This window comes from Streptomyces sp. TP-A0356, assembly GCF_001417775.1.
Lineage (GTDB): Bacteria > Actinomycetota > Actinomycetes > Streptomycetales > Streptomycetaceae > Streptomyces.
Genome location: NZ_BBZJ01000020.1, coordinates 430,236 through 453,043, shown reverse-complemented (window position 1 = coordinate 453,043; position 22,808 = coordinate 430,236). Strand labels below are relative to the sequence as shown.

At 73.0% G+C, this 22,808-nt stretch carries 22 protein-coding genes; 11 read left to right on the top strand and 11 right to left on the bottom strand.

Annotation, left to right across the window (positions count from 1 at the left end; translation table 11 throughout):
- Nucleotides 1-71 precede the first annotated feature (71 nt).
- Nucleotides 72-767 (bottom strand): GntR family transcriptional regulator, encoded by a 696-nt coding sequence (locus ASC56_RS20700; protein ID WP_055492953.1) that lies wholly within the window; start codon nucleotides 765-767, stop codon nucleotides 72-74.
- Nucleotides 768-905: 138 nt separating this feature from the next.
- On the opposite strand from ASC56_RS20700, the gene ASC56_RS20695 reads away from it, so the two are divergent.
- Genes ASC56_RS20695 through ASC56_RS20675 form a run of 5 tightly spaced genes read left to right on the top strand, consistent with a single transcriptional unit; the run spans nucleotide 906 to nucleotide 5,296 of the window.
- Nucleotides 906-2,225 (top strand): MFS transporter, encoded by a 1,320-nt coding sequence (locus ASC56_RS20695; RefSeq protein ID WP_055492952.1) that lies wholly within the window; start codon nucleotides 906-908, stop codon nucleotides 2,223-2,225.
- Complete coding sequence (locus ASC56_RS20690; RefSeq protein WP_055492951.1) at nucleotides 2,222-3,043, top strand: putative hydro-lyase; 822 nt, start codon at nucleotides 2,222-2,224, stop codon at nucleotides 3,041-3,043. Before ASC56_RS20695 ends, ASC56_RS20690 begins: the two co-directional genes overlap by 4 nt.
- Before the next feature lie 20 nt (nucleotides 3,044-3,063).
- The gene (locus ASC56_RS20685; RefSeq protein ID WP_055492950.1) at nucleotides 3,064-3,816 is read left to right on the top strand and encodes a LamB/YcsF family protein; all 753 of its coding nucleotides are present in this window, start codon (nucleotides 3,064-3,066) and stop codon (nucleotides 3,814-3,816) included.
- Complete coding sequence (pxpB, locus tag ASC56_RS20680) at nucleotides 3,813-4,430, top strand: 5-oxoprolinase subunit PxpB (RefSeq protein ID WP_055492949.1); 618 nt, start codon at nucleotides 3,813-3,815, stop codon at nucleotides 4,428-4,430. The genes ASC56_RS20685 and pxpB overlap by 4 nt, the downstream gene beginning before the upstream one ends.
- Nucleotides 4,427-5,296: a biotin-dependent carboxyltransferase family protein gene (locus ASC56_RS20675; RefSeq protein WP_055492948.1), complete on the top strand. Its 870-nt coding sequence runs from the start codon at nucleotides 4,427-4,429 to the stop codon at nucleotides 5,294-5,296. Before pxpB ends, ASC56_RS20675 begins: the two co-directional genes overlap by 4 nt.
- Before the next feature lie 199 nt (nucleotides 5,297-5,495).
- Here ASC56_RS20675 and ASC56_RS20670 read toward each other — a convergent pair whose 3' ends face one another.
- The 5 genes from ASC56_RS20670 to ASC56_RS20650 all read right to left on the bottom strand — a co-directional run bounded on the left by ASC56_RS20670 (nucleotide 5,496) and on the right by ASC56_RS20650 (nucleotide 10,973).
- Nucleotides 5,496-6,350 (bottom strand): SGNH/GDSL hydrolase family protein, encoded by an 855-nt coding sequence (locus tag ASC56_RS20670; protein ID WP_055492947.1) that lies wholly within the window; start codon nucleotides 6,348-6,350, stop codon nucleotides 5,496-5,498.
- A complete protein-coding gene (locus ASC56_RS20665; protein ID WP_055492946.1) occupies nucleotides 6,347-7,558 on the bottom strand; it encodes a glycosyltransferase in 1,212 nt (403 codons plus the stop codon). The genes ASC56_RS20670 and ASC56_RS20665 overlap by 4 nt, the downstream gene beginning before the upstream one ends.
- Nucleotides 7,555-8,721, bottom strand: a complete 1,167-nt coding sequence (locus tag ASC56_RS20660) for a glycosyltransferase family 1 protein (RefSeq protein WP_055492945.1) — start codon at nucleotides 8,719-8,721, stop codon at nucleotides 7,555-7,557. Before ASC56_RS20660 ends, ASC56_RS20665 begins: the two co-directional genes overlap by 4 nt.
- Nucleotides 8,722-8,860: 139 nt before the next feature.
- Nucleotides 8,861-10,279, bottom strand: a complete 1,419-nt coding sequence (locus tag ASC56_RS20655; protein ID WP_055492944.1) for a hypothetical protein — start codon at nucleotides 10,277-10,279, stop codon at nucleotides 8,861-8,863.
- Nucleotides 10,280-10,580: 301 nt separating this feature from the next.
- Complete coding sequence (locus ASC56_RS20650) at nucleotides 10,581-10,973, bottom strand: ankyrin repeat domain-containing protein (protein ID WP_055492943.1); 393 nt, start codon at nucleotides 10,971-10,973, stop codon at nucleotides 10,581-10,583.
- 335 nt (nucleotides 10,974-11,308) lie between these two features.
- On the opposite strand from ASC56_RS20650, the gene ASC56_RS20645 reads away from it, so the two are divergent.
- Nucleotides 11,309-11,503, top strand: a complete 195-nt coding sequence (locus tag ASC56_RS20645; protein ID WP_055492942.1) for a hypothetical protein — start codon at nucleotides 11,309-11,311, stop codon at nucleotides 11,501-11,503.
- A 37-nt stretch (nucleotides 11,504-11,540) separates the two neighbouring features.
- On the top strand, nucleotides 11,541-13,094 hold the full coding sequence (locus tag ASC56_RS20640) for an ATP-binding protein (protein WP_055492941.1): 1,554 nt from the start codon (nucleotides 11,541-11,543) through the stop codon (nucleotides 13,092-13,094).
- A gap of 78 nt (nucleotides 13,095-13,172) precedes the next feature.
- On the opposite strand, the gene ASC56_RS20635 is transcribed toward ASC56_RS20640, so the two are convergent.
- A complete protein-coding gene (locus tag ASC56_RS20635; protein WP_055492940.1) occupies nucleotides 13,173-14,672 on the bottom strand; it encodes a PLP-dependent aminotransferase family protein in 1,500 nt (499 codons plus the stop codon).
- 64 nt (nucleotides 14,673-14,736) lie between these two features.
- On the opposite strand from ASC56_RS20635, the gene ASC56_RS20630 reads away from it, so the two are divergent.
- From ASC56_RS20630 to ASC56_RS20615, 4 genes are all read left to right on the top strand, one after another.
- Nucleotides 14,737-15,447 carry a hypothetical protein gene (locus ASC56_RS20630; RefSeq protein ID WP_199836032.1) on the top strand — a complete coding sequence of 237 codons (711 nt, stop codon included), beginning with the start codon at nucleotides 14,737-14,739 and terminating at the stop codon, nucleotides 15,445-15,447.
- Nucleotides 15,444-16,211 (top strand): glycerophosphodiester phosphodiesterase, encoded by a 768-nt coding sequence (locus tag ASC56_RS20625; RefSeq protein ID WP_055492938.1) that lies wholly within the window; start codon nucleotides 15,444-15,446, stop codon nucleotides 16,209-16,211. The genes ASC56_RS20630 and ASC56_RS20625 overlap by 4 nt, the downstream gene beginning before the upstream one ends.
- Nucleotides 16,212-16,278: 67 nt before the next feature.
- A complete protein-coding gene (locus tag ASC56_RS20620; protein ID WP_055493018.1) occupies nucleotides 16,279-17,640 on the top strand; it encodes an MFS transporter in 1,362 nt (453 codons plus the stop codon).
- A gap of 267 nt (nucleotides 17,641-17,907) precedes the next feature.
- Nucleotides 17,908-18,282: an RNA polymerase-binding protein RbpA gene (locus ASC56_RS20615; protein ID WP_003977404.1), complete on the top strand. Its 375-nt coding sequence runs from the start codon at nucleotides 17,908-17,910 to the stop codon at nucleotides 18,280-18,282.
- 126 nt (nucleotides 18,283-18,408) lie between these two features.
- On the opposite strand, the gene fxsA is transcribed toward ASC56_RS20615, so the two are convergent.
- The 4 genes from fxsA to ASC56_RS20595 form a co-directional block, all read right to left on the bottom strand.
- The gene (gene fxsA, locus ASC56_RS20610) at nucleotides 18,409-18,981 is read right to left on the bottom strand and encodes an FxsA family membrane protein (RefSeq protein ID WP_055492937.1); all 573 of its coding nucleotides are present in this window, start codon (nucleotides 18,979-18,981) and stop codon (nucleotides 18,409-18,411) included.
- A gap of 187 nt (nucleotides 18,982-19,168) precedes the next feature.
- A complete protein-coding gene (locus tag ASC56_RS20605) occupies nucleotides 19,169-19,963 on the bottom strand; it encodes a polyprenol monophosphomannose synthase (protein ID WP_055492936.1) in 795 nt (264 codons plus the stop codon).
- A gap of 624 nt (nucleotides 19,964-20,587) precedes the next feature.
- The gene (locus ASC56_RS20600; RefSeq protein ID WP_055492935.1) at nucleotides 20,588-22,213 is read right to left on the bottom strand and encodes an amidohydrolase; all 1,626 of its coding nucleotides are present in this window, start codon (nucleotides 22,211-22,213) and stop codon (nucleotides 20,588-20,590) included.
- Between the two features lie 91 nt (nucleotides 22,214-22,304).
- Nucleotides 22,305-22,745, bottom strand: a complete 441-nt coding sequence (locus ASC56_RS20595) for an Lrp/AsnC family transcriptional regulator (protein WP_055492934.1) — start codon at nucleotides 22,743-22,745, stop codon at nucleotides 22,305-22,307.
- Nucleotides 22,746-22,808 lie beyond the last annotated feature (63 nt).

Here is a 22,808-nt window from a genome sequence, read left to right as displayed (position 1 = left end):
GGTGTGACAACAACCCAAACGACGCAGATACGCCCCGGCGTCCGCGCCGTCACACCGCCGCGGCCGACCCGCTACCCGTCACCGCCGACCCGCCGCCGGTACACCTCCACGACCCGTTCCAGCGAGTCGTCCAGATAGACCGCCAGCAGCTCCTCGGCCTCGTCCCTCCGGCCCGCCTGAAGGGCCTGGAGGATCTGCTGGTTGCGTACGAGATACGGCTCGTGCAGCCGGCGCGGCTCGTCCACGACATGGAAGGCGAGCCGCAGTTCGGCGAAGACGCTGCGCATCAGCTCGTCCGTGCGTTCGCCGGCCGCCAGCGCCACCAGCTCCCGGTGGAAGTGGATGTTGGCCGTACCCAGCCCTTTCCAGTCACCTTCGCGCGCGGCCCGCTGCCCCTCCGCGACGGCTTCGGCGAGCCCGTCGAGCGCGTACGGCGGCTCGCCGAGGCCCCGCACGACGGCGCACTCGACGAGTCTGCGGGTGCGGTAGATGTCCTCGACGTCCTCGACGGTCAGTACCCGTACGAAGACCCCGCGGTTCAGCTCGTGAACGAGCAGCCTCTCGTGCGTGAGCAGCCGGAACGCCTCGCGCAGGGTGTTGCGGGAGACACCCAGGGCGCCGCCGATGCTGTCCTCCGACAGCCGGGTGCCGGGCGGGAAGTAGCCCTCGGCGATCCGGCTTCTGAGGATGTCCGAGACCCGCTCGGCGGTGCTGGTGCGCCCCAGCAGGGCGCGGTCGTCGGCCAGGCCCGTCAGCTGCTCTGCCATGCCCGGAATTCAATCGCAGACACGAGAACGAAACAACAGGGGTATTGAAGGATCGTTCAACGATCCTCTACGTTGCTGCAACGGCTCACCGCACGGCTCATCCCTCAAGCACCCTTCGTCCCTCACTGCGAGGTGCCCATGAGCACAACCCCTCCATCCCGGGCCCTGACCCCTGACACCCCTTCCGACACGGGTGAACTCAGCGCCGACGACGGCGCGTCGGGCTGGCTGCGCGCCCTGGGTCCACGCGGCCGACGCGCCTTCGCGGGCGCCTTCGGCGGCTATGCCCTGGACGCCTACGACTACTTCACGCTGCCGCTGAGCATGGTCGCGCTGGCGGCGTACTTCCGTCTGGACAGCGGCCAGACCGGTCTGTTCACCACGGTCACGCTCGTCGTCTCGGCGGTCGGCGGCGCCGTCGCGGGCGTGGTCGCCGACCGCATCGGACGGGTCAAGGCCCTGATGATCACGGTGATCACGTACGCCGTCTTCACGGTCGCCTGCGGCTTCGCTCCCACCTACGAGACGCTGCTGGTCTTCCGCGCCCTCCAGGGCCTCGGATTCGGTGGCGAATGGGCGGTCGGCGCGATCCTGGTCGCCGAGTACGCGAGCGCCAGGCACCGGGGCCGTACGCTCGGCGCGATCCAGAGCTCCTGGGCCGTCGGCTGGGCGCTGGCCGCCATCGTCTACACCCTGGTGTTCTCCTTCGTGGGCGCCGGCCTCGCCTGGCGCGTGATGTTCTGGACCGGGGCGCTGCCCGCGCTGCTGGTGATCTGGATGCGCCGCCGGGTGCACGACGCGCCGGAGGCGACGGCCCAGCGCGAACGGAGCCCCCAGCGGGGTTCCTTCGCGGCGATCTTCAAGCCGGGCAGGGCCGGGGCGCCGGGTCTGCTGCGCACGACGGTCTTCGCGGGCCTGCTCTCCACCGGTGTCCAGGGCGGCTACTACACCCTGGCGACCTGGGTGCCCACGTACCTGAAGACGGAACGCGGCCTGTCCGTCGTCGGCACCGGCTCCTATCTGACGTTCCTGATCTCCGGAGCCTTCATCGGCTATCTGACCGGCGGCCACCTCACCGACCGGCTGGGCCGCAGGCGCAACATCTGGCTCTTCGCGCTGCTCTCGGCGATCTGCGTCCTCGTGTACGCGAACATCCCCAGCGGCGCCAACACCCTGCTCCTGGTGCTCGGTTTCCCCCTCGGGTTCTGCATGTCGGCGATCTTCAGCGGCTTCGGGTCCTATCTGAGCGAGCTGTACCCGACCGCGGTCCGGGGCACGGGACAGGGCTTCACCTACAACACCGGCCGCGCCGTGGGCGCCGTCTTCCCGACCCTCGTGGGCTTCCTCGCCGACGGCTGGGGCGTGGGCGGTGCGCTGGTCTTCGGAGCGGTGGGCTACGGCCTCGCGGCACTCGCGCTGCTGGGGCTGCCGGAGACCCGCGGGAAGGAGCTGCAGTGAACCGTACGGAAGACCGCCCCCTGACCCTCGTCGACGAGCACGCGCACGCGTGGAGCCCGAAGGACGCCCGGGCCCGCTTCCGGGAGGGCCTGACCGGCCCCACGGCCGGGGCCGCCGCGGGCCACACCCAGGTCAACCTGATCTCGGTCCCCGCCGACTGGGCCTACGAGACACTGCTGTTCTGCCAGCGCAACCCGAAGCCCTGTCCGGTCCTGGACGTCACCGACGCCGGTTCCGTCACCACGGTCCTGGCGGACGGCGCCGACCTGCGCACCGATCTGCCCCGCTACCGGGTGTGGCAGAACGGCCGACTGGTGGACGAGCCGACGGACGTGCTCGGCCACTGGCGCGACGACCTCGTGTCCTTCCTCATCGGGTGCAGCTTCACCTTCGAGTGGGCGCTCACCCAGGCGGGCGTCCCCCTGCGCCACATCGAGCAGGGCCGCAACGTCCCGATGTACGTCACCGGCCGCCAGTGCCGTCCGGCGGGACGGCTGCACGGCCCCATGGTGGTGTCCATGCGCCCGGTGCCGCCGCAGCACCTGGCCGCCGCCATCCGGGAGAGCAGTCTGCTGCCGGCGGTGCACGGCAGCCCCGTACACTGCGGCGATCCCTCGGGCCTGGGCATCGAGGACCTCGGCCGGCCCGACTTCGGCGACCCGGTGGACGCCGAACCGGACGACATCCCGGTGTTCTGGGCCTGCGGTGTGACCCCGCAGGCGGCGGTGATGGCCTCGCGCCCGCCGTTCGCCATCACCCACGCGCCGGGGCAGATGTTCATCACCGACGCCCGCGACGACCAGTACCGCGTCGCCTGACGTCCCGACCAGGAGGGACCATGATCGATCTGAACGCCGACCTCGGCGAGGGCTTCGGTCGCTGGCGGCTCACCGACGACGAGCGGCTGCTGTCGGTCGTCACGAGCGCCAACGTGGCCTGCGGCTTCCACGCCGGGGACGCCGCGACCATGCGCCGGGTGTGCGAGCTGGCGGCCGAACGCGGCGTACGGATCGGCGCCCAGGTCTCCTACCGCGACCTGGCCGGGTTCGGGCGGCGCGCGATGGACGTGCCGCCCGCCGAGCTGGCGGCCGAAGTCGCCTACCAGATCGGGGCGTTGGAGGTGTTCGCCCGAGCGGCGGGCTCCCGTGTGTCGTATGTGAAGCCACACGGCGCGCTCTACAACCGGGTGGTGCGCGACGAGCGGCAGGCCGAGGCGGTCGTCGACGGGGTGCTGCTGGCCGACGCCGCCCTTCCCGTGCTCGGGCTGCCCGGATCCCGCTTCCTGGAGGTGGCCGGGAAGGCCGGACTCCCGGTCGTCACCGAGGCGTTCGCGGACCGCGCGTACACCGACGAGGGCACGCTGGTGCCGCGCGGCGAGGACGGCGCGGTGGTCACCGATCCCGACACGGTGGTTAAACGCTCGGTGGGCCTCGCGCGCCTGGGGGTCGTCGCCGCGCGCTCCGGGCGTGAGATCCCCGTCCGGGCCCGCTCCCTGTGTCTGCACGGTGACACGCCCGGGGCGGTCGACCTGGCCCACCGGGTCCGCGCCGGCCTGGAGGCCTCGGGCGTCCGGGTGGAGGCCTTCGCATGAAGGCGCTCCCCGTCGGAGACGACGCACTGCTCGTGGAGGTGTCCTCCGGTGATGAGGCCCAGGCGCTGCACGCCGAGCTGCTGCGCCGCAGGGCGGCCGGGGAGCTCACGGTGCGGGAGATCGTCCCGGCGGCCCGTACGGTCCTGCTCGACGGCCTGTCCGAGTCGGCCCGGCTCGCGGCCCGGCTCGCCGCCTGGGAGATCCCGCCGGTCCCCGCGCCCGTGGAGGAGCCGATCGAGATCCCCGTACGGTACGACGGTCCCGATCTCGCGGACGTCGCCGCCGTGTGGGGTGTGCCGCGGGACGAGGTGGCCCGGATCCACGCGGCCGCCGAGTTCCGGGTGGCGTTCTGTGGGTTCGCGCCCGGCTTCGGCTATCTGACCGGGCTGCCGGAGCGCTACGACGTGCCGCGCCGGGCCACCCCGCGCACGGCCGTCCCGGCGGGCTCGGTGGCGCTCGCGGGCCCATACACCGGGGTGTACCCGCGTTCGTCGCCGGGCGGCTGGCAGCTCATCGGCACGACCGACACGGTCCTGTGGGACCACGCGCGCGTACCGGCCGCGCTGCTCGCTCCCGGCGCCCGGGTCCGCTTCGTCCCGGTGGCGTGCGGATGACGGACCGTGCGCTGTCCGTCGTGCGGGCCGGGGCGCTGACCACCGTGCAGGACCGGGGGCGGCCCGGCCACGCCCACCTCGGTGTGCCGCGTTCCGGGGCCCTCGACGCGCCCGCGGCGGCGCTCGTCAACCGGCTGGTCGGCAATCCGCCGGAGGCGGCCGTGCTGGAGACGACCCTGGGCGGCTGTGCCGTACGCCCGCGTTCGACGGTCGTCGTCGCGGTCGGCGGCGCGCCCTGTCCGGTCAGCGTGGACGGCCGCCCTGCCCCCTGGGGTGCGCCGGTGCGCGTGCCGGGCGGGGCGCTGCTCGACATCGGGCCCGCTCGGTGGGGGGTGCGCAGCTACCTCGGGGTCGCGGGCGGCGTGGCGGTGGAGCCGGTCCTCGGCAGCCGCTCCACGGACCTGCTCTCCGGGCTCGGTCCGCCGCCGCTGACGGACGGTGCCGTGCTGCCCCTGGGGAGGCCGGCCGGGCCCCCCGCGCGCGTGGACGCCGCTGCGCAGCCGGGTCCGCCCGCCGAACTGGTGCTGCGTGTGACGCTGGGACCGCGCGACGACTGGTTCACGGCGGACGGGATGCGCACCCTCGTCACACGCGCGTACCGCGTCTCCGCCGCGAGCAACCGCATCGGACTGCGCACGGAGGGGCCCGCCCTGACACGTGCCCTGAGGGGTGAACTCCCCAGCGAGGGCATGGTGCTGGGCGCGGTCCAGGTGCCGCCGGACGGCAGACCGGTCGTCTTCCTGGCCGACCATCCGACCACCGGGGGGTACCCGGTGATCGCGGTCGTGCGCGCCGCCGACCTCGCGGCGGCCGCCCAGGCGACTCCGGGCACCCCTGTCCGGTTCAGGGTCGTGGGCCGCCGTTAGGGCGCTTCTGATGGATCTCCGCGGCGTCGCGACGCCCGGTGCACCCCCAGCCTTCGGCCGGGAGGTGCCCCCGCCCGCCGCACCGCGCGAAAGCCCACGCAGCGCCGCTACGAGGACTTCCGCCCGTCACGCCGAGAGCACGCACCGGACGCCGCTCGTCGTCCACGGAGATCCGTCAGAAGCGCCCTGGACGGCCCGCTCAGGCCGCGTCCGCCTGCTCCGCCGCCGAGAGCGCGGCCAGCGCCGAGGCCACCGCGTGCGAGGCGCTCAGGTCCAGCCGGGAGCTGGTCCCCCAGGCCTTGTGGCGCACCTCGGCGGCGGCCAGGGTGAGCAGCTGGGGCAGCAGATCGGTGCACCGCCGCATCACCCAGGCCGTCCCGGCGGTGGCCAGCCACAAGAGGCTGGCCGAACGGGTGGGCGCGGGGAACTCGGGCTCGGCCGCGGGGGCGGTGCCGGTCGCGAGGCCCGCCTCGGCGAGCAGCGCGTGGAACCGCAGGGCGAGTTGCCGGTGCCCGCGCTCCCCCGGGTGCAGCCGGTCCGCGCTCCACATCGAACGGTCGGTGATCCAGTCCCCGTCCGCGGCGTGCAGATGCACCGCCCCGTAGCGCTCGGACAGTGCGTGCACGACCGTGTTCACGGCCTGCTGCCGACGGGCCAGCGGACGCGCCAGCGCCCCGGGCAGCCGGAGCATGGTCCCGGGGTCGGGCAGACAGGCCGTGAGCACCAGCGTGCCCTGGGCGCGGAAGGCCGCGTACACCTTGTCGAGCCGGGCCGCGACGGCGTGGATGTCGAAGGTGCAGCGCAGGGTGTCGTTGACGCCGATGACGACGGAGACGACGTCCGGGCGCAGATCGAGCGCCGCCGGGGTCTGCCGTTCCAGGACGTCGCGGGTCTGGGCGCCGCTGACGGCGAGGTTGGTGAACTCCGCGGGCGCGTGAGCGGGTCCGAGGCCTCCGGCGAGGAGCGCGGCCCACCCCCGCCAGGCGTCCCCGAGGGGGTCGCCCACGCCTTCCGTCAGCGAGTCGCCGAGTGCGACGAACCGCAGGGGTCTCATCGCACGCCCTCCCGGGCCGCGTCCCGCGCACGGGCGTCACCGGCCGCCGACGGCGCGGTGTCCGGCTGCGCGTCGTGGGCGGCGAGGAACGCGTCCACCGCGTTCTTCCAGCCGAAGCACTCGGCACGCGCGCGTGCCGCCTGCCGACGCTCGCCCTCGGACCTCTCCATCAGCAGCTCGATCGCGTCCGCGAAGGCGTCGCCGGTGTTCACGGCGGTGGCCCCGGCGGAGCCGATCACCTCGGGCAGCGCGGAGAAGGCGCTGGCCACCACGGGCGTGCCGCAGGCCATCGCCTCCAGGGCGGCCAGCCCGAACGTCTCGGCGGGCCCCGGGGCCAGGCACACGTCGGCGGAGGCCTGGAGCGCGCCGAGCAGGTCCCGGTCGCCGACATGGCCGAGGAAGGTCACCGGCAACCGCCGCTCCTGCGCCCGCTGTTCGAGCCGGGCCCGCAGCGGTCCGTCCCCGGCGACCACCAGCACTACGCGCCGCCCGCGCAGCAGCAGCGCCTCCAGGGCGTCCAGGGCCGTACCGGGCCGCTTCTCCACGGAGAGGCGGGAACACATGACGAGCAGCGTCTCGTCCCCGCGCGCGTGCCGGTCGCGCAGCGCCGGGTCCCGCAGCGCCGGATGCCGCTGCTCCAGGTCGACGCCCAGCGGGGCCCGTACGACGTTGCGGGCCCCGATCCGGACGAACTCCCGCTCCGCGAACTCGGTGGTGCACACCACGCGCGCGTAGGTGTGCGCCGTACGGATGTTGAGGGCGTCCGCGGCCCGCCGGGACAGGTTCTCGGACAGGCCCCAGGTGCGCAGGACGCCGTCGGCGGTCTCGTGGGAGACCATCACGGCGGGGACCCGGGCGCGCCGCGCCCACTTGCCGGTCCAGCGCAGCGTGGTCCGGTCGGAGACCTCCAGGCGGTCGGGGGCCAGCTCCTCCAGGAGGGCGGCGACACGCCGCTTGTCCGTCAGGACGCGGTAGCCGCCGGTGCCGGGCAGCATCGGCGCGGGCAGGGTGATGACCCGGCCCTGCTCGGTCTCCTGGTCGGTGTGGCGGTCACCGGGCACGACGAGCACCGGCTCGTGTCCGGCCTCCTTGAAGCCCTTGCCCAGCTCGCGCAGCGCGGTGCGCAGACCGCCGGAGGCGGGCGCGACGAAGTTGGCGAGCCGCACGATCCGCAGACCGCCGCCGGTCCGCTCGGTGGCGAAGCTCATGCCGCCACCGCCGTCCGGCGCTCGGCGAGCACATCGGCGTAGTGCCCGATGAGCTGGTCGCCGACGGCCGCCCAGGTGCGGCCCTCGACGGTGGCGCGTCCGGCGGCCCCGTACGCCTGCCGCTGCGCCGGGTCGACGGCCAGCGCCCACACCGCGTCCCGCACCGCGGCCACGTCGCCGGGGGGGACGAGCAGTCCCGTGCGGCCGTGGGCGACCAGGTCCAGCGGCCCGCCCGCGGCGGGCGCGACGACCGGAACACCGCTCGCCATGGCCTCCTGCACGGTCTGGCAGAACGTCTCGAAGGGGCCGGTGTGCACGAAGACGTCCAAGGAGGCGAAGATCCGGGCGAGTTCGTCGCCGGTGCGGCGGCCCAGGAAGGCGGCGCCGGGCAGGGCGCCCCGCAGGCTCGTCTCGCTCGGCCCGTCGCCCACGACGACGACGCGTACGCCGTCCAGTCCGCAGGCACCGGCGAGGAGTTCGACCTGCTTCTCGGGCGCGAGCCGGCCGACGTAGCCGACGATCAGCTCGCCGTTGGGGGCGAGTTCCCGCCGTATGGCCTCATTGCGAAGGTCGGGGCGGAAGCGGACCGTGTCGACGCCGCGCGGCCACAGCCTCACCCGGGGAATGCCGTGTGCCTCAAGGTCCTGCAGAGCCGCACTGGAGGGTGCGAGGGTGCGGTCGGCGGCGGCGTGCACCGAGCGGATGCGCCGCCAGGCCGCCGCCTCGCCGGCGCCCATGTAGGTGCGGGCGTATCCGGCCAGGTCGGTCTGGTAGATGGCGACGGCCGGGATGCCGAGCCGGGCCGCGGCCGCCATGCCGCGGACGCCGAGGATGAAGGGGCTGGCCAGGTGCACGATGTCGGCGCGGTGCTCGGTGATGGCCGCGGCGACGCGTCGGCTGGGGAGTGCGACGCGCACCTGGGGGTAGCCGGGGAGCGGAAGGGAGGGGACACGGACGACGGGGCAGGGCGCGAGGGCGTCCGGCCCGGTGCCGGCGATGGCGCTGCCTCCCGGTCCGGACGAGGTCGAGGACTTGGGGGAGGCCGGAGCGACGACGAGGGGAACGTGACCGCGATCGACGAGGTGCCGGGCGGTCTGGAGCGCGCAGTGGGCCACGCCGTTCACATCGGGGGGAAAGGATTCGGTCACGATGACGACACGCATACCCGTGTTCTCGCCGCGCCGGACGTGGCCGCGTCAACGTCGATCTTTCCAGCCGGGGAACGTCCTGTGAGCGTTGGGCTGCGCGGCCGAGCAGGTCAGCCCGCGTCCATGCGTTACTGACTCCCGGGTCACCGAACGTTCATACGGCAGGCATGTCGGGCCCGATCCGGCTGCGTACCGCTGTCTGCACCTCGGCCTCCTCGGCCGGATCCGCGGCGAGCCGGCGCAACTGCTCGACGACACGGGCGTCCCCGGTCTCGGCGTGCCGTGCGGCGATCTCGCGGGTGGACTCCTCGCAGTCCCAGAGGCATTCGACGGCGAACCCGGCGGGGAAGGAGGGGTCGGTGGCGGCGAGCGCGCGGGCCGCGCGGCCGCGGAGATGGGACGAGGCGGTCTCACGGTAGACATGGCGCAGCACGGGTGCGGCGCAGGCGATTTCCAGCCGTCCGGCGCCGTCGACGAGGGTCCACAGGGTCGGCGCGTCGGGGCCCTCGCCCCGTACCGCCTCCCGCAGCGCCGCGAGCACCAGGTCGCGATCCTGGGCACCGCCCCGGCAGGCGAGCATGCGCCCGGCGGCGGCACCCAGAACGTCCGGCCGGTGGGCCCAGCCGCGCGCCCGCTCGACGGCAGCGATACTGCGCATGCGTTCGAAAGCGTCCGCGGCCGCGTCGGCCACGAGCGCGGATCCGGTGGACACGGCGCCCTCGATGAGATCGAGGGCGTCGGGATCGTCGCCGTCGGCGAGGTAGCGCAGGGCGGTACAACGCGCCCCGTCGCTGCCCCCGCGCGCGGCCTCGACGATCTCGGGGCGGTCCTCGGGACCCGCGACGGCGGTGAGGCAGCGGGCGGCGGGCACATGGAGCGCGGCGCCGCGTTCGATGCCCTGCTGGGCCCAGTCGAAGACGGCCTGCACGCTCCACCCCGGCCGGGGTCCCTGCGGTCGCAGCTGCCGCTGCCAGCGGTCGAAACAGCCGGCCTCATGGGCGGCACGGACCCGCGTGGCGATGGACTCGCGCGGGTCGTCGGCCCACAGGCGCCAGGGCCGCGGTTCGAAGGCGTCCCGGACGGCGACGGCGAGTTCGGCCTCGCCCTCGGCGTCGGCGGGGAAGCGTGCCAGGACCGGGGCGGCGAGGGCGCGCAGCCCCGCGTCGTCGTCGCGCAGCGCCAGCTCGTCGAGGGCCCAGGCCCAGTTGGCGCCCGAGGCCGCGTACCTGCGCAGCAGTTCCAGCGCGTCGCGCCTGCCGTAGGAGGCGAGGTGCCCGAGGACCGCGAGGGACAGCCCGGTGCGGCACTCGTCGGTGTCGAGGACGTCCTCGGCGCTGAAGAGATGGGCCTCGATGCCGTCCAGCTCGCCGTTCAGATCGACGTAGAGCCGGGCGTAGTACAGGGAGCGGTTCTCCACCTGCCAGTCGTGGCGGGGGTCGCGCAGCACACAGTGGTCGAGAGCCGCGAGCGCCTCGGCACGCGGTGCGGTGAGCGCATGCAGCGTACCGTCGCCGCGACCCCTCTGGAGCAGGCCGAGCAGCGTACCGCTGGGCGCTATGACCGGTTCGAACATGGGAAACAGCCTCACATCAAGCGTCGACGCAACCGGGGAACACGCACTACCTGGCCGCGTGACAACACGTCGGGGCACCCGCCGTCTCTTGCTTGCTGTAGACCATCTTCCTCTGCCTCTCGTCGGTGGCCCGTGCGGACCGCATCACGGTCCGCGCGGTGCGGCAACACCTGCCCAGCCATCGCGTCCGTGAACCACGACGTCATGATGACCCGGCGTCTCTCGCTGCCGCGACCTTATTTCGGGCGGCCCCGTACCGCCTCCCCCGTTTTCGTCGTCTTCGCTGGTCAGAGCGTTCGCATCAGTGTGCGCCGAACAGTTCGAGCAGGTCCTTCTTGCCGAACATCTGGGCGGTGTCGATGGCCGAGGGGGTGCCCGCGGCCGGGTCGGCGCCGCCGTCCAGCAGGGCCCGTACGACCTCTTCCTCGCCCTTGAAGACCGCGCCCGCGAGCGGGGTTTGGCCTCGGTCGTTGACCCGGTCGGCCTCCGCGCCGCGCTCCAGCAGCGCCCGGACGGTGCCGGCGTGGCCGTGGTAGGCGGCGAGCATCACGAGGGAGTCGCCGCGGTCATTGGTGAGGTTGGCCGGCACGCCCGCGTCGACGTATGCCACGAGCGTCTCGGTCTCGCCTCGGCGCGCCAGATCGAAGATCTTGGTCGCGAGCTCCACGACCTCGGGGTCGGGGGCTTCAGTCATCGGCCGGACCGCCTCTCACTGCGACTGCTGGGACTGCGGGAGCGTACGACAGCGAGCGGAGCGGTCGTACACGGGCTCGAACGGCGGCGAGTGGTGACGCCGTACGGGTGAATCGCCAGCGTACTGGCTTTCATGGCCCATGACGGGCGCCGCACCAGGCAAAGATCGGCGCAGCGCCTGTTGAGCGCATCAGCCCTGCTCAGGCGGTGCAGACTACTCCCCCAGTCGGACGAATTGCATTAGTTTTCACCCGGTTGCACCTTTTATCCTATGGATACATTCTGTGAACCTGGAAGGACTCATGGTAACTGCCGCCACGAACCAGGAGAGAGCAAATGATTCTGAACATCTCGGGCGTCGTCCTGCTCGGCACCATCGTCTTCCTGTTCTGCCGAAACCACGGCCTGAAGAGCTCTCACGCCACGGTCTGCGGGCTCTTCGGGTTCTTCCTCTCGAGCACCGCGATCGCCCCGAGCATCAAGGCCGGTGGCCAAAGCCTCGCGGGACTCCTGAGCGGGCTCAATTTCTGACCCCGCTCCCGACCGCACGTACACCCAGGAGAACGACGTGGCCCGGCGCCCACTCCCTCGCATTCTGAGCAACGGCAGCGCACAGATCGCCCGCAGCCGGGAGCTGGCGCGAACCGCGGCCGGCGGCGCCACCGACATCCTCCAGCCGCTGATCACCGTCACCCGTGGACTGCGCCTGCTGGCCGGGGCAGGGCGGCGCAGGTGGGCGGACACACCGAAGGACCGGCGGGGACCGCTCCTCTTCCTGGTCGCCTCGGTGATCCTGGTCGTGGCCCTGGTGCCGTACGGGCCGCTGTTCGCCGTCACCACCGTGATGGCGGCGGCGGCCTGGCAGGGCCGCGGCCGCGGCACGCCCGCGCCCAAGGGGCCGGACGACTCAGGGACCAAGCGCCTTCGGTCGCTGTACGAGGCGCTGGTGCCGTACTTCTCGGCCGCCGGGGACCCGGCTCCGTTGTACGCGCACGGCGGGGACTGGACGCAGGCCTTCCCCTCGTACGACTTCGACGACACCGGGCGCGTCTCGCGCCTGCTCGTCCGCTACCCGGCCTACTTCACGGACGGCGAGGCCGCCTCCCGGGCCCGGATCGAGCAGCTCCTGCACGCCAAGTCGGGCCGGGGCCGCGAGTACCACTTCGCGTGGAACGAAGAGGGCAACGAGCTGGCGGTGACGGTGCTGCCGCCGCTGCCCACGGACATCGCCGCACAGCGCTTCGTGACCGCCCCGGGCGAGACGGTCCTCGGCTTCACCGACCCGACCGGCGTCCAGCGCACCCTCCCCCTCACCCACGGCGAGGAGCAGCGCGACGTCCCCCCGGTGGTGTGGCGCACGGGCACGCGCTCCACCGAACCGCATCTGCTGATCGTCGGCGGACCCGGCAGCGGCACGACGACGCTCGTGCGTTCCATCGCCCTCCAGGCGCTGCAGTACGGCGATGTCCTGATCGTCGAGGGCGGCGGCACCGGTGAGTACGCGTGCCTGACGGGCCGACACGGCGTGCTGGCGGTGGAGTCGGGACTCGCGGGGGCGATGGCGAGCCTGGAGTGGGCGACACACGAGACGGAACGGCGGCTGATCGCCGCCAACCGTGCCCGGCAGGCCGGACACCCTCCGCCGGACGACATCAGACGACCGCTGTGGATCCTGCTGGACCGGCCGAGCGTGCTGGGGCATCTCGCGGCGGCCGACGGCCGGGGCGATCCCCAGACGCTGCTGCAGGTGCCCCTGCGGCACGGGCGCGCGGCCAACGTCACGGTGGTGGTCGCCGAGCAGTTCGACGGGCTGGACGGGCTGTCCGACGCGGTCCGGCAGTACACCCGCGCGCGCGTGGTGCTCGGCTCCGCGGCGCCGGACGAGCTGGAGGCCGTACTCGGCGCGCCGCCGCACACCACGCCCACCGAGGACGTCCCGCCCGGCCGCGGCTACGCCCGCCTGGGCTCGGGCCCGGTCCACCGTCTCCAGGTACCGGCCACTCCGGACCCGTACGACGACGCGACCAGCGAGCAGCACCGCCAGGCGGTCCTGGGGCTGCTGCCGCGCCGCAGCGACCCCGTCGAGGCGGTACCGGCGGAGGCACTGGCCACGGAGGGCTGACACCCCCCGGCAACCCCCGGCGGCGGCAGGGAACGCAGACCAGCCGGCCCGTCGCAGCTCCGGCCCCGGGCCGCCGGGTCAGGCGACGAAGGTGCGTGGTGCCTCGGCGGAGCCCGAGGCACCCGTCTCCACCAGGCGGGCGGCGGCCGCCAGGCGTACCGCCGCCTCCTCCGCCACGGCGCCGCCCACCGTGAACGGCAGCCGCACGTACCCCTCGAACGCTCCGTCCACCCCGAAGCGCGGCCCCGACGGCACCCGGACGCCGACCCGCTCCCCGGCCTCCGCGAGACGGGAGCCCGACAGACCTCCCGTGCGCACCCACAGCGTCAGACCGCCCTGCGGCACCGAGAACTCCCACGTCGGCAGCTCCCTGCGGACGGCGGCCACCAGCGCGTCCCGGTTCTCCCGGGCCTGCCCGCGCCGCAGTTCCACCGCCTGTTCCCAACCGCCCGTGCTCAGCAGCCAGTTCACGGCCAGCTGCTCCAGGACCGGCGTACCGAGGTCGGCGTACGCGCGGGCCGCCACCAGACTGCGGATCACATCCGGGGCCGCCCGAACCCAGCCGATGCGCATGCCCGCCCAGAACGCCTTGCTCGCCGACCCCACGGTGATGACCGTGGAGCCCGCCGGGTCGAAGCCGCACATCCGGCGCGGCATCCGCACGCCGTCCTCCAGATACAGCTCGCTCATCGTCTCGTCGACGACCAGCACCGTCCCGGCGGAGCGGGCCGCCTCGACCAGCCGTCGGCGCCGGTCCTCGTCGGCCAGCGCGCCTGTCGGGTTGTGGAAGTCGGCCACCACGTAGGCGAGCCGCGGCGCGGCCTCCCGCAGCACCTGGCGCCAGCGGTCCAGGTCCCAGCCGTCGAGCCCCTCGGCCATGGCCACGGGGACCAGCCGGGCGCCCGCCTCCCGCATCAGCTGGAGGATGTTGGCGTACGACGGCGACTCGACCGCGATGCGCTCGCCCCGCCCGGCGAAGAGATGGCAGATCGCGTCGATCGCGCCCATGGCGCCCGTGGTCACCATGATCTGCTCGGGCATGGTCGGGATACCCCGTGCCGTGTAGCGGTCGGCGAGCATGGCGCGCAGCGCGGGCAGACCCGCCGGGTAGTCGCCGTGCGTGTGCGCGTACGGCGGCAGTTCCTCCAGGGCGCCCTGCACCGCCCGGGTGAGCCAGGGCTCCGGGGCCGGCAGCGCCGCGCAGCCCAGGTCGATCATCGAGCCCAGCGCCTCGGGCGGGAGTGGTTCGAGTCCGCGCGCCGGAAGCGGGTTCCCGGCCGGCACGGCCGTCCAGCTGCCCGCTCCGCGGCGGGACTCCAGGAAGCCCTCGGTGCGCAGCGCCTCGTACGCGGCCGCGACCGTCGTACGGCTCACGGACAGGGCGAGCGCGAGCTCACGCTCGGCGGGCAGCCGGGCCGCGACCGGCACCCGGCCCTCCAGGACGAGCAGCCGGATGCCGTCGGCGAGCGCGCGATAGGCGGGCGGGCGACGGGTGCCCGGGCCGGCTGGGCGGTCCTGCTGGGAGTTGAGCAGCCGGGCAAGCTGTGCCGCACCCACCGCCGAGGTCCACTGCGCCATGATTTCCAGTCCACCTTCCCCGAATTGGCCATGGATGGCTTCCCTCTCCAAGCCACAGGGTGACATGCGCCAGGCCACTACCACCACAGGGGGGCACGTTTTGTCCGCTGGCATGTCCGAGCCATCGCCGAGCAGCCGTCTCGTCCGACGGCTCCTCCAGCTGTACGCGGGACTCGCGTTGTACGGCGCGAGCTCCGCCCTCCTCGTGAAGGCGGGTCTCGGTCTGGAGCCCTGGAACGTCCTTCACCAGGGTCTCGCCGAGCTCACCGGACTCAGCATGGGCGTGGTGCTGACGATCGTGGGCGCGAGCGTCCTGCTGCTGTGGATCCCGCTGCGCCAGCGCCCCGGTCTCGGCACCGTCTCCAACGTCCTCGTGATCGGTTTCGCCATGGACGCCGCCCTCGCCGCGCTCCCCGACGCTCGCTCCCTGACCGTCCGGGTGCCCCTGCTCCTCGCGGGCATCCTGCTCAACGGCGTGGCCACCGGCCTCTACATCGCCGCCGCCTTCGGCCCCGGCCCGCGCGACGGCCTCATGACCGGACTGCACCGGCGTACCGGCCGCTCGATCAGGCTGATCCGTACGGCCGTGGAGATCGCCGTCGTCGCGACCGGGTTCGTCCTCGGCGGCACCGTCGGAGTGGGCACCGTCCTGTACGCGCTGTCCATCGGCCCGCTCGCCCAGCTCTTCCTGCGCGTGTTCGCCGTCCCCTCGGCATCGGGGCGCAGCACGGTGGTTGCCACCGGGCAACCGGAGCGAGCGATACTGCCCCGGTGACCACCCTCATACGCCACCCCTATCTCGACCATCCGGGCCCGATCGCCTTCGCCCACCGGGGCGGGGCGGCGGACGGCCTGGAGAACACCATGACGCAGTTCCGGCGCGCAGTGGCGGCGGGCTACCGCTATATCGAGACGGACGTGCACGCCACGGCCGACGGGAAGCTGGTGGCGTTCCACGACGCGACCCTGGACCGGGTGACGGACGGTGCGGGGCGGATCGCCGATCTCCCCTGGGAGGACGTGCGGCACGCGCGCGTGGCGGGCAGCGAGCCGGTGCCCCTCTTCGAGGAGCTGCTGGAGGAGTTCCCCGAGGTGCGCTGGAACGTCGACGTCAAGGCGGAGCCCGCCCTGCACCCACTGCTCGACCTGATCGAGCGCGCCGGCGCCTGGGACCGGATCTGCGTCGGCTCGTTCTCCGAGGCGCGCGTCGTGCGCGCCCAGCGCCTGGCCGGGCCGCGCCTTGCGACGTCGTACGGGACACGCGGTGTGCTGGGCCTGCGGCTGCGCTCCTGGGGCATCCCCGCGGCGCTGCGCCGCTCGGCGGTCGCCGCCCAGGTTCCGGAGTCCCAGTCGGGCATACCCGTGGTCGACCACCGGTTCGTGCGCACGGCCCATACGCTCGGGCTGCAGGTGCATGTGTGGACGGTCAACGAACCCGATCGCATGCACCGGCTCCTGGACCTAGGAGTGGATGGCATCATGACCGATCACATCGACACTCTGCGCAAGGTCCTGGAGGACCGGGGCACCTGGCTCTGAACGCCCCGCGCGCGGTCACGTTCACGGGGAAGCGAGGGCACGGGTGGGCACCGACACCGAGCAGACGATGGGGGTCCCCCCTGGACGGAGCCTGTCGGAGTCCTTGGGGGAGGCCGAGGAGGCCGCCGGACGACGGCGCGAACAGCGCGGCTGGTACTTCTACGACTGGGCGTGCTCCGTCTATTCGACGAGCGTGCTGACCGTGTTCCTCGGCCCCTATCTGACATCGGTGGCCAAGTCGGCTGCGGACGCCGACGGATATGTGCACCCGCTGGGCGTCCCGGTCCGAGCGGGCTCGTTCTTCGCGTACTCCGTCTCGGCCTCCGTCGTCCTGGCGATCCTGGTGATGCCGCTCGCGGGCGCGGCGGCCGACCGCAGCGGCCGCAAGAAGCCCCTGCTCGCCCTGTGCGCCTATCTGGGCGCCACCGCCACCACGGGCATGTTCTTCCTGGGCGGACACCGCTATCTGCTCGGCGGGCTGCTGCTGGTCGTCGCCAACGCGTCGGTGGCCGTCTCGATGGTCGTCTACAACTCGTATCTGCCGCAGATCGCCCCGCCCGAGGAGCGCGACGCCGTCTCCTCGCGCGGCTGGGCCTTCGGCTACGCGGCCGGTTCCCTGGTCCTGATCGGGGACCTGGTCCTCTTCACGGCACATGACTCCTTCGGCGTCTCCGAGTCCATGGCCGTGCGCATCTGCCTGGCCTCGGCGGGCATCTGGTGGGGCGCCTTCACACTGGTACCGCTGAGGCGGCTGCGCGACCGGCGCACGACGTCCACGGCCCCGGCCGTGCACGGCTGGCGGCAGCTGGCGGCCACGGTCCGGGACATGCGCCGCACACCGCTCACCCTCGCCTTCCTGCTCGCGTACCTCGTCTACAACGACGGCATCCAGACCGTGATCTCCCAGGCGTCGGTGTACGGCTCCCAGGAGCTGGGCCTGAGCCAGTCGACGCTGATCGTCGCCGTGCTGCTGGTACAGGTGCTGGCGGTGGGCGGTGCCCTGGGCATGGGACGGCTGGCCCGGACGTACGGCGCCAAGCGCACCGTCCTCGGTTCGCTCGTCGCCTGGACCGTGACGCTCGGCGCCGGCTACTTCCTCCCCGCGGGCGCGCCGACGTGGTTCTTCGTGCTCGCCGCCTCCATCGGACTGGTCCTCGGCGGCAGCCAGGCGCTGTCCCGCTCCCTCTTCTCCCATCTCGTTCCGCCGGGCAAGGAGGCCGAGTACTTCTCGGCGTACGAGATGAGCGACCGCGGCATGAGCTGGCTGGGCCCGCTGCTGTTCGGGCTCACGTACCAGCTGACCGGAAGCTACCGGGACGCGATCATCTCGCTGGTGGCCTTCTTCGTCCTGGGGTTCGCGCTGCTGGCACGGGTGCCGGTACGGCAGGCGGTGCGCGACGCGGGCAATCCGGTACCCGAGAGGATTTAGCACCCGAGCGCAAAGGGCTGTAGTGTACGCGTTTGGCCTGCCAGGCGTACCGTTACTGCGCGTCAAAGGAGCCGAAACGCTGGGTGACATCTGCTAGCAGATGTGACAAACCGGGCGCCGGTGGGTACAACAAGGGGCGGCTACGACGGCGACGCATGACCCGGAACGGGACTCGGAACGGGAATCTTTACCGCCGACCGGACGTTGACCGGATGACGACGACAGCGACACCTGTCCTGTGGGCGACAAGCCCGGGAGGCACGATTCATGAGTGAGCGAGCTCTTCGCGGCACGCGCCTCGTGGTGACCAGCTACGAGACGGACCGCGGCATCGACCTGGCCCCGCGCCAGGCCGTGGAGTACGCATGCGAGAAGGGGCACCGCTTCGAGATGCCCTTCTCGGTCGAGGCGGAGATCCCGCCGGAGTGGGAGTGCAAGGTCTGCGGAGCCCAGGCACTCCTGGTGGACGGCGACGGCCCGGAGGAGAAGAAGGCCAAGCCCGCGCGTACGCACTGGGACATGCTGATGGAGCGGCGCACCCGTGAGGAGCTCGAAGAGGTCCTCGAGGAGCGTCTGGCCGTTCTCCGTTCCGGCGCGATGAACATCGCGGTTCATCCGCGGGACAGCCGCAAGTCCGCGTAGCCCCTCCGGGGGCCGGGCGGCACACAGCGCACACCGAACAGTGGGCGCCGTACGTCGGTGTGACGTACGGCGCCCACTGTCGCGTGCGTGCGGTGGACCGGCGCCGGTCCACCGCACGAGAGCAGCTCAGCGGGTCAGCGGCGGGCGCGGCTCCTGCGAGGACTCGTCCGAGTCCCGCGCGTCGTCCCTGACGACCTCACCCTGGACGACCTTGCCGTCCGGACGGTGGATGCGAGCCTGCTGGAAGGCGTCGCCGAAGCTGCCGTAAGGCGTCGCGCGGAGCTTGCGGTCGATGGTGCGCTCCGTGTAACCGCGCACGGTCTTCTGGACCGGCGGGAGCAGGAGCAGCAGGCCCACCGCGTCGGAGATCAGGCCCGGCAGCATCAGCAGCAGGCCGGCGAGCATCGTCAGCCCGTTGCCACCGCCGCCCGTCGGCTCCGCGCCGGGCGAGCCCGCCCGCAGCGTCTCGCTCAGATTGCGGAAGGCGCGGCGCCCGGCCCGCCTGATGACCACGGAGCCGAGCACGAAACCGGCGACCAGCAGCAGGAACACCGCGAACCCGCCGGCCGCGTCCGCCACCACCGTGAGCAGCCAGATCTCCAGCACCAGCCATGCGGCGACGCCCAGCGGCAGGAACGTGCCCAGTCGGGAACGCCGCGGCCGGGCGGGGTACGGAGAAGTGGGTGCGCCAGTCGTCATGCTCCCAGTGTGCCTGGTGCGGGCTCAGCGCGGGATAAGCGGGACAAGGGGTCCTTGCACAAGGACCCCTAAGGGACTGATCACTCGCATCTGTGCTGCCAGGGGCCGTACCGGTGAGCCCTTACGGGTGACCACCGGAAGCGGCCCCTGGTTGACGTTCGGTGCCCGCGGGGACCCGCGAGGTCGCTCAGGAGGACTTGCCGCGGCCCTTGAGCTTGGCGACGCGATCCCCGAAGCCCCACGCCGTGACCCGCCACAGCGCCTCGACCAGGATGTCGCGGCTCATCTTGGAGTCGCCCAGCTCCCGCTCGACGAAGGTGATGGGCACCTCGACCACGTGGTAGCCGGCCTTGACCGCTCGGCGGGCCAGGTCGACCTGGAAGCAGTACCCCTGCGAGGCGACCTCGTCGAGGCCGAGGCCCTCAAGGGTCTCGCGCCGGAAGGCGCGGTAGCCGCCCGTGATGTCGCGCAGCGGCAGACTGAGCGCCAGGCGCGAGTAGAGGCTGCCGCCGCGGGAGATGAACTCACGGGACTTGGGCCAGTTCACGACCCGGCCGCCCGGCACCCAGCGGGAGCCGAGCACGAGGTCGGCGCCCTTGAGCGCGGTCAGCAGGCGCGGAAGTTCCTCCGGCTGGTGGGAACCGTCGGCGTCCATCTCGACGAGGACGCCGTAGTCACGTTCCAGGCCCCACCGGAAGCCCGCGAGGTACGCGGCGCCCAGTCCTTCCTTGCCCTTGCGGTGCAGCACCTGGACGTGGTCGTCCTCGGCCGCCAACTCGTCCGCGAGCTTGCCCGTGCCGTCAGGGCTGTTGTCGTCGGCCACGAGGACGTGCGCCTCGGGCACGGCCGACCGCACCCGGCCGACGATCGCCTTGATGTTCTCCGCCTCGTTGTAGGTCGGGATGATCACCAAGGCCGTGCCGAGCGGACCGAACTGCCTCCCCTGGGCTCCTGCCGCAAGGGTCCCGTCGCCGTCGTTCACTGCTGCCCCTTCATGTCCGTTCGCAGGTGACCAACCATAGTGTCCCCCGTATGCACCGACGTGACCGCACGGTCGTATGGGGGTGTCGATTCCACAAGAGTCGAGTAAGAGCGCCGCTCGCGCGTTCCCTGCCGTACATCGCGCGTTCGCTGCCGTACCTCGCGCGTTCCCTGCCGTACACGGGGCCGTGGACGGGGCCCGGTGGCCCCCGGAACCGGGCCACCCTGCGGATCGGGGCCCGGCGCCCTTCGGGCCGACCTGGAACCCGCTGGCTGCGGGTCGACCGAAAGCCGTTGTCTACTGGACGTCCGGGCCCCACCCGGGTCACACCCTGCCGACCGAAACGTTGCCCTCGCCATGGCGCGGGCGCTGAGCCTGGCTCCCAGTGGTGGTGCGCCGGTGCGACACACCACCCATGACCCAGCGGCGCTCCGGCGACTGCGCGGAGGTTTCACGGTCGGACGTCCGACGGTGGACCCGGCCGAACCTACCGGCCCCACGCGCCTCGCTGTCAACAGCCGTCTGAAGTGCGGGTCTTTCGCCAATGACCTGCTCAGCGCGGAGGATGCGCAGGTCGTGCGACGCGGTTTCGGCGGGTGAGCGACGCCGCGCCACCCCGCGAGATCACTCGCCCGGCCGTACGAACACGGTCCGGCCGCCGACGACGGTGCGCAGACAGACGGGGAGGTCGGTGCCAGGGGTCAGATCGGGCAGTCCGGGGGTACCGGAACGGGGGTCCGTGGACCAGCGGGCCACCCGGTCGTCGGGGGCCTGGACGAGGAGTTCGCCGGTGCGCCAGACCGCGTAGTCCGCGGGTGCGCCCGGCACCAGCACACCTGCGTCGTCCCGGCCGATCGCCCGCCAGCCGCCGCGCGTGTGCGCGGTGAACGCGGCCCGCACGGAGACCCGGTGCTCGGGGGTGCGGTGGAACGCCGCCGCCCGGACCGTGCCCCAGGGATCCAGCGGGGTGACGGGGCTGTCGGAGCCGAAGGCCAACGGGACGCCGGCGCGCAGCAGGGCCGCGAAGGGATTCAGGGTGCGGGCCCGCCCGGCGCCGAGACGCTGGGCGTACATACCGTCCGCACCGCCCCACAGCGCGTCGAAGGCCGGCTGGACGGAGGCGGTCAGGCCGAGCTCGGCGAAGGCCGCGACGGTCTCGGGCGTGAGCATCTCGGCGTGCTCGACGCGGTGGCGGGCGGCGCGGACGCGGCTGAGGCCGATCTTCTCGGCGGCGGCGCGCACCCCCTCGACCACCCTGGTGACGGCGGCGTCGCCGATGGCGTGGAATCCCGCCTGCAGCCCGGCCTCGGTGCACGCGACGACGTGCGCGGCGACGGCCGGGGCGTCCAGGTAGGCGGTGCCGGTGTGGCTCGCGTCGGCGTACGGCGCGTGCAGACATGCGGTGTGCGAGCCGAGGGCGCCGTCGACGAACAGGTCTCCCGCGGCGCCGAGCGCGCCCAGCTCCCGTGCCCTGGCGACGCCCTCTTCGGCACGCTCGGCCCAGTAGCCCACGACCCGGGGCCCGGGTTCCTCTGCGGCGAGCCTCAGCAGCCCGGTGAAGTCGTCCTCGGAGGAGATCTCCGGGCCCGCGCACTCATGGACCGAACCGATGCCGAGGCAGGCGGCGTGCGCGAGCGCGGCGCGCTGGGCCTCGGTGCGCTGGGCGGGGGTGATCGCCGCCAGGGCGGCGGCGCGCACGGCGTGGTGGGCGTCGCGCGTGAGCGGTTCCCCGTCGGTGAAACCCGCCCTGCCGCGTGCGCCCGGCACCAGATCCAGCAGGGCGGTGGTGACGACGGCCGAGTGGACGTCGATCCGGCTGAGATAGAGCGGACGGCCGCCGGCGGCCTCGTCGAGTTCGTCCCGCCGGGGAGCCCGCCGTTCGGGCCAGCGGGCCGCGTCCCAGCCGTGGCCGAGGAGGACACGGTCGTCCGGGCGGGCGGCGGCGAAGTCGCGGACGAGCGAGAGGGCGGCGGCCAGGGACGGCGCGCCGGACAGGTCGAGACCCGTGAGCGCCAGACCGGTCGCGGTGGTGTGCACATGCGCGTCGGTGAACGCCGGGGTCACGAGCGCGCCGTCCAGGTCGACGACCTCGTCCACACCCTCCGCGAAGGCGTCCGCGGCGCCCTCGGAGCCGACCCAGGCGACCTGTCCCCGCTCGACGACCATGGCGGTCGCGAAGGGATCGGCGGGGCTGTGGACTTCTCCTCGGCGCAGCAGGACGGTCTGCGAGGGGGCGGTGCGCTCGTTCATGGGGAACAGTCTCGCGCCTGCCGCGAGTCGCCCGGCACGCAGGTCCGCCGGCCACCGGGCGGCCGTGGCTCAGACGCGGGGCGGCCGTGCCTCAGACGCGGGGCGGCCGTGCCTCGTAGGGCGTCGAGAGCACCACCGTCGTACGCGTCGACACCCCGGCGAGGGTCCGCAGGCGTGCCAGCAGTTCCTCCAGTTCGTGGGGGGTGGCGACGCGGACCTTGAGGATGTAGTTCTCGTCCCCGGCGACGCTGTGGCATGCCTCGATCTCGGGGACGCCGGCGAGGCGTTCGGCGATGTCGTCGGGCGCGCTGGGGTCGAACGGCTTCACCGAGATGAAGGCGGTCAGCGGCAGCCCGACGGCCTCCGGATCGACGACGGCGGCGTAACCGCGGATGACGCCGCGCTGTTCCAGCCGGCGCACCCGCTGGTGCACGGCCGACGTGGACAGGCCCGTGGCCTTGCCCAGGTCGGTATAGCTCATCCGCCCGTCCTTGACGAGCAGCTGCACGATCTGTCGGTCCAGCTCCTCCATGGCGCTAGAACCTACAGTGCGCCCGATCCCGGCGGATACCTCAGCGGCGCAGGTCATACCCGG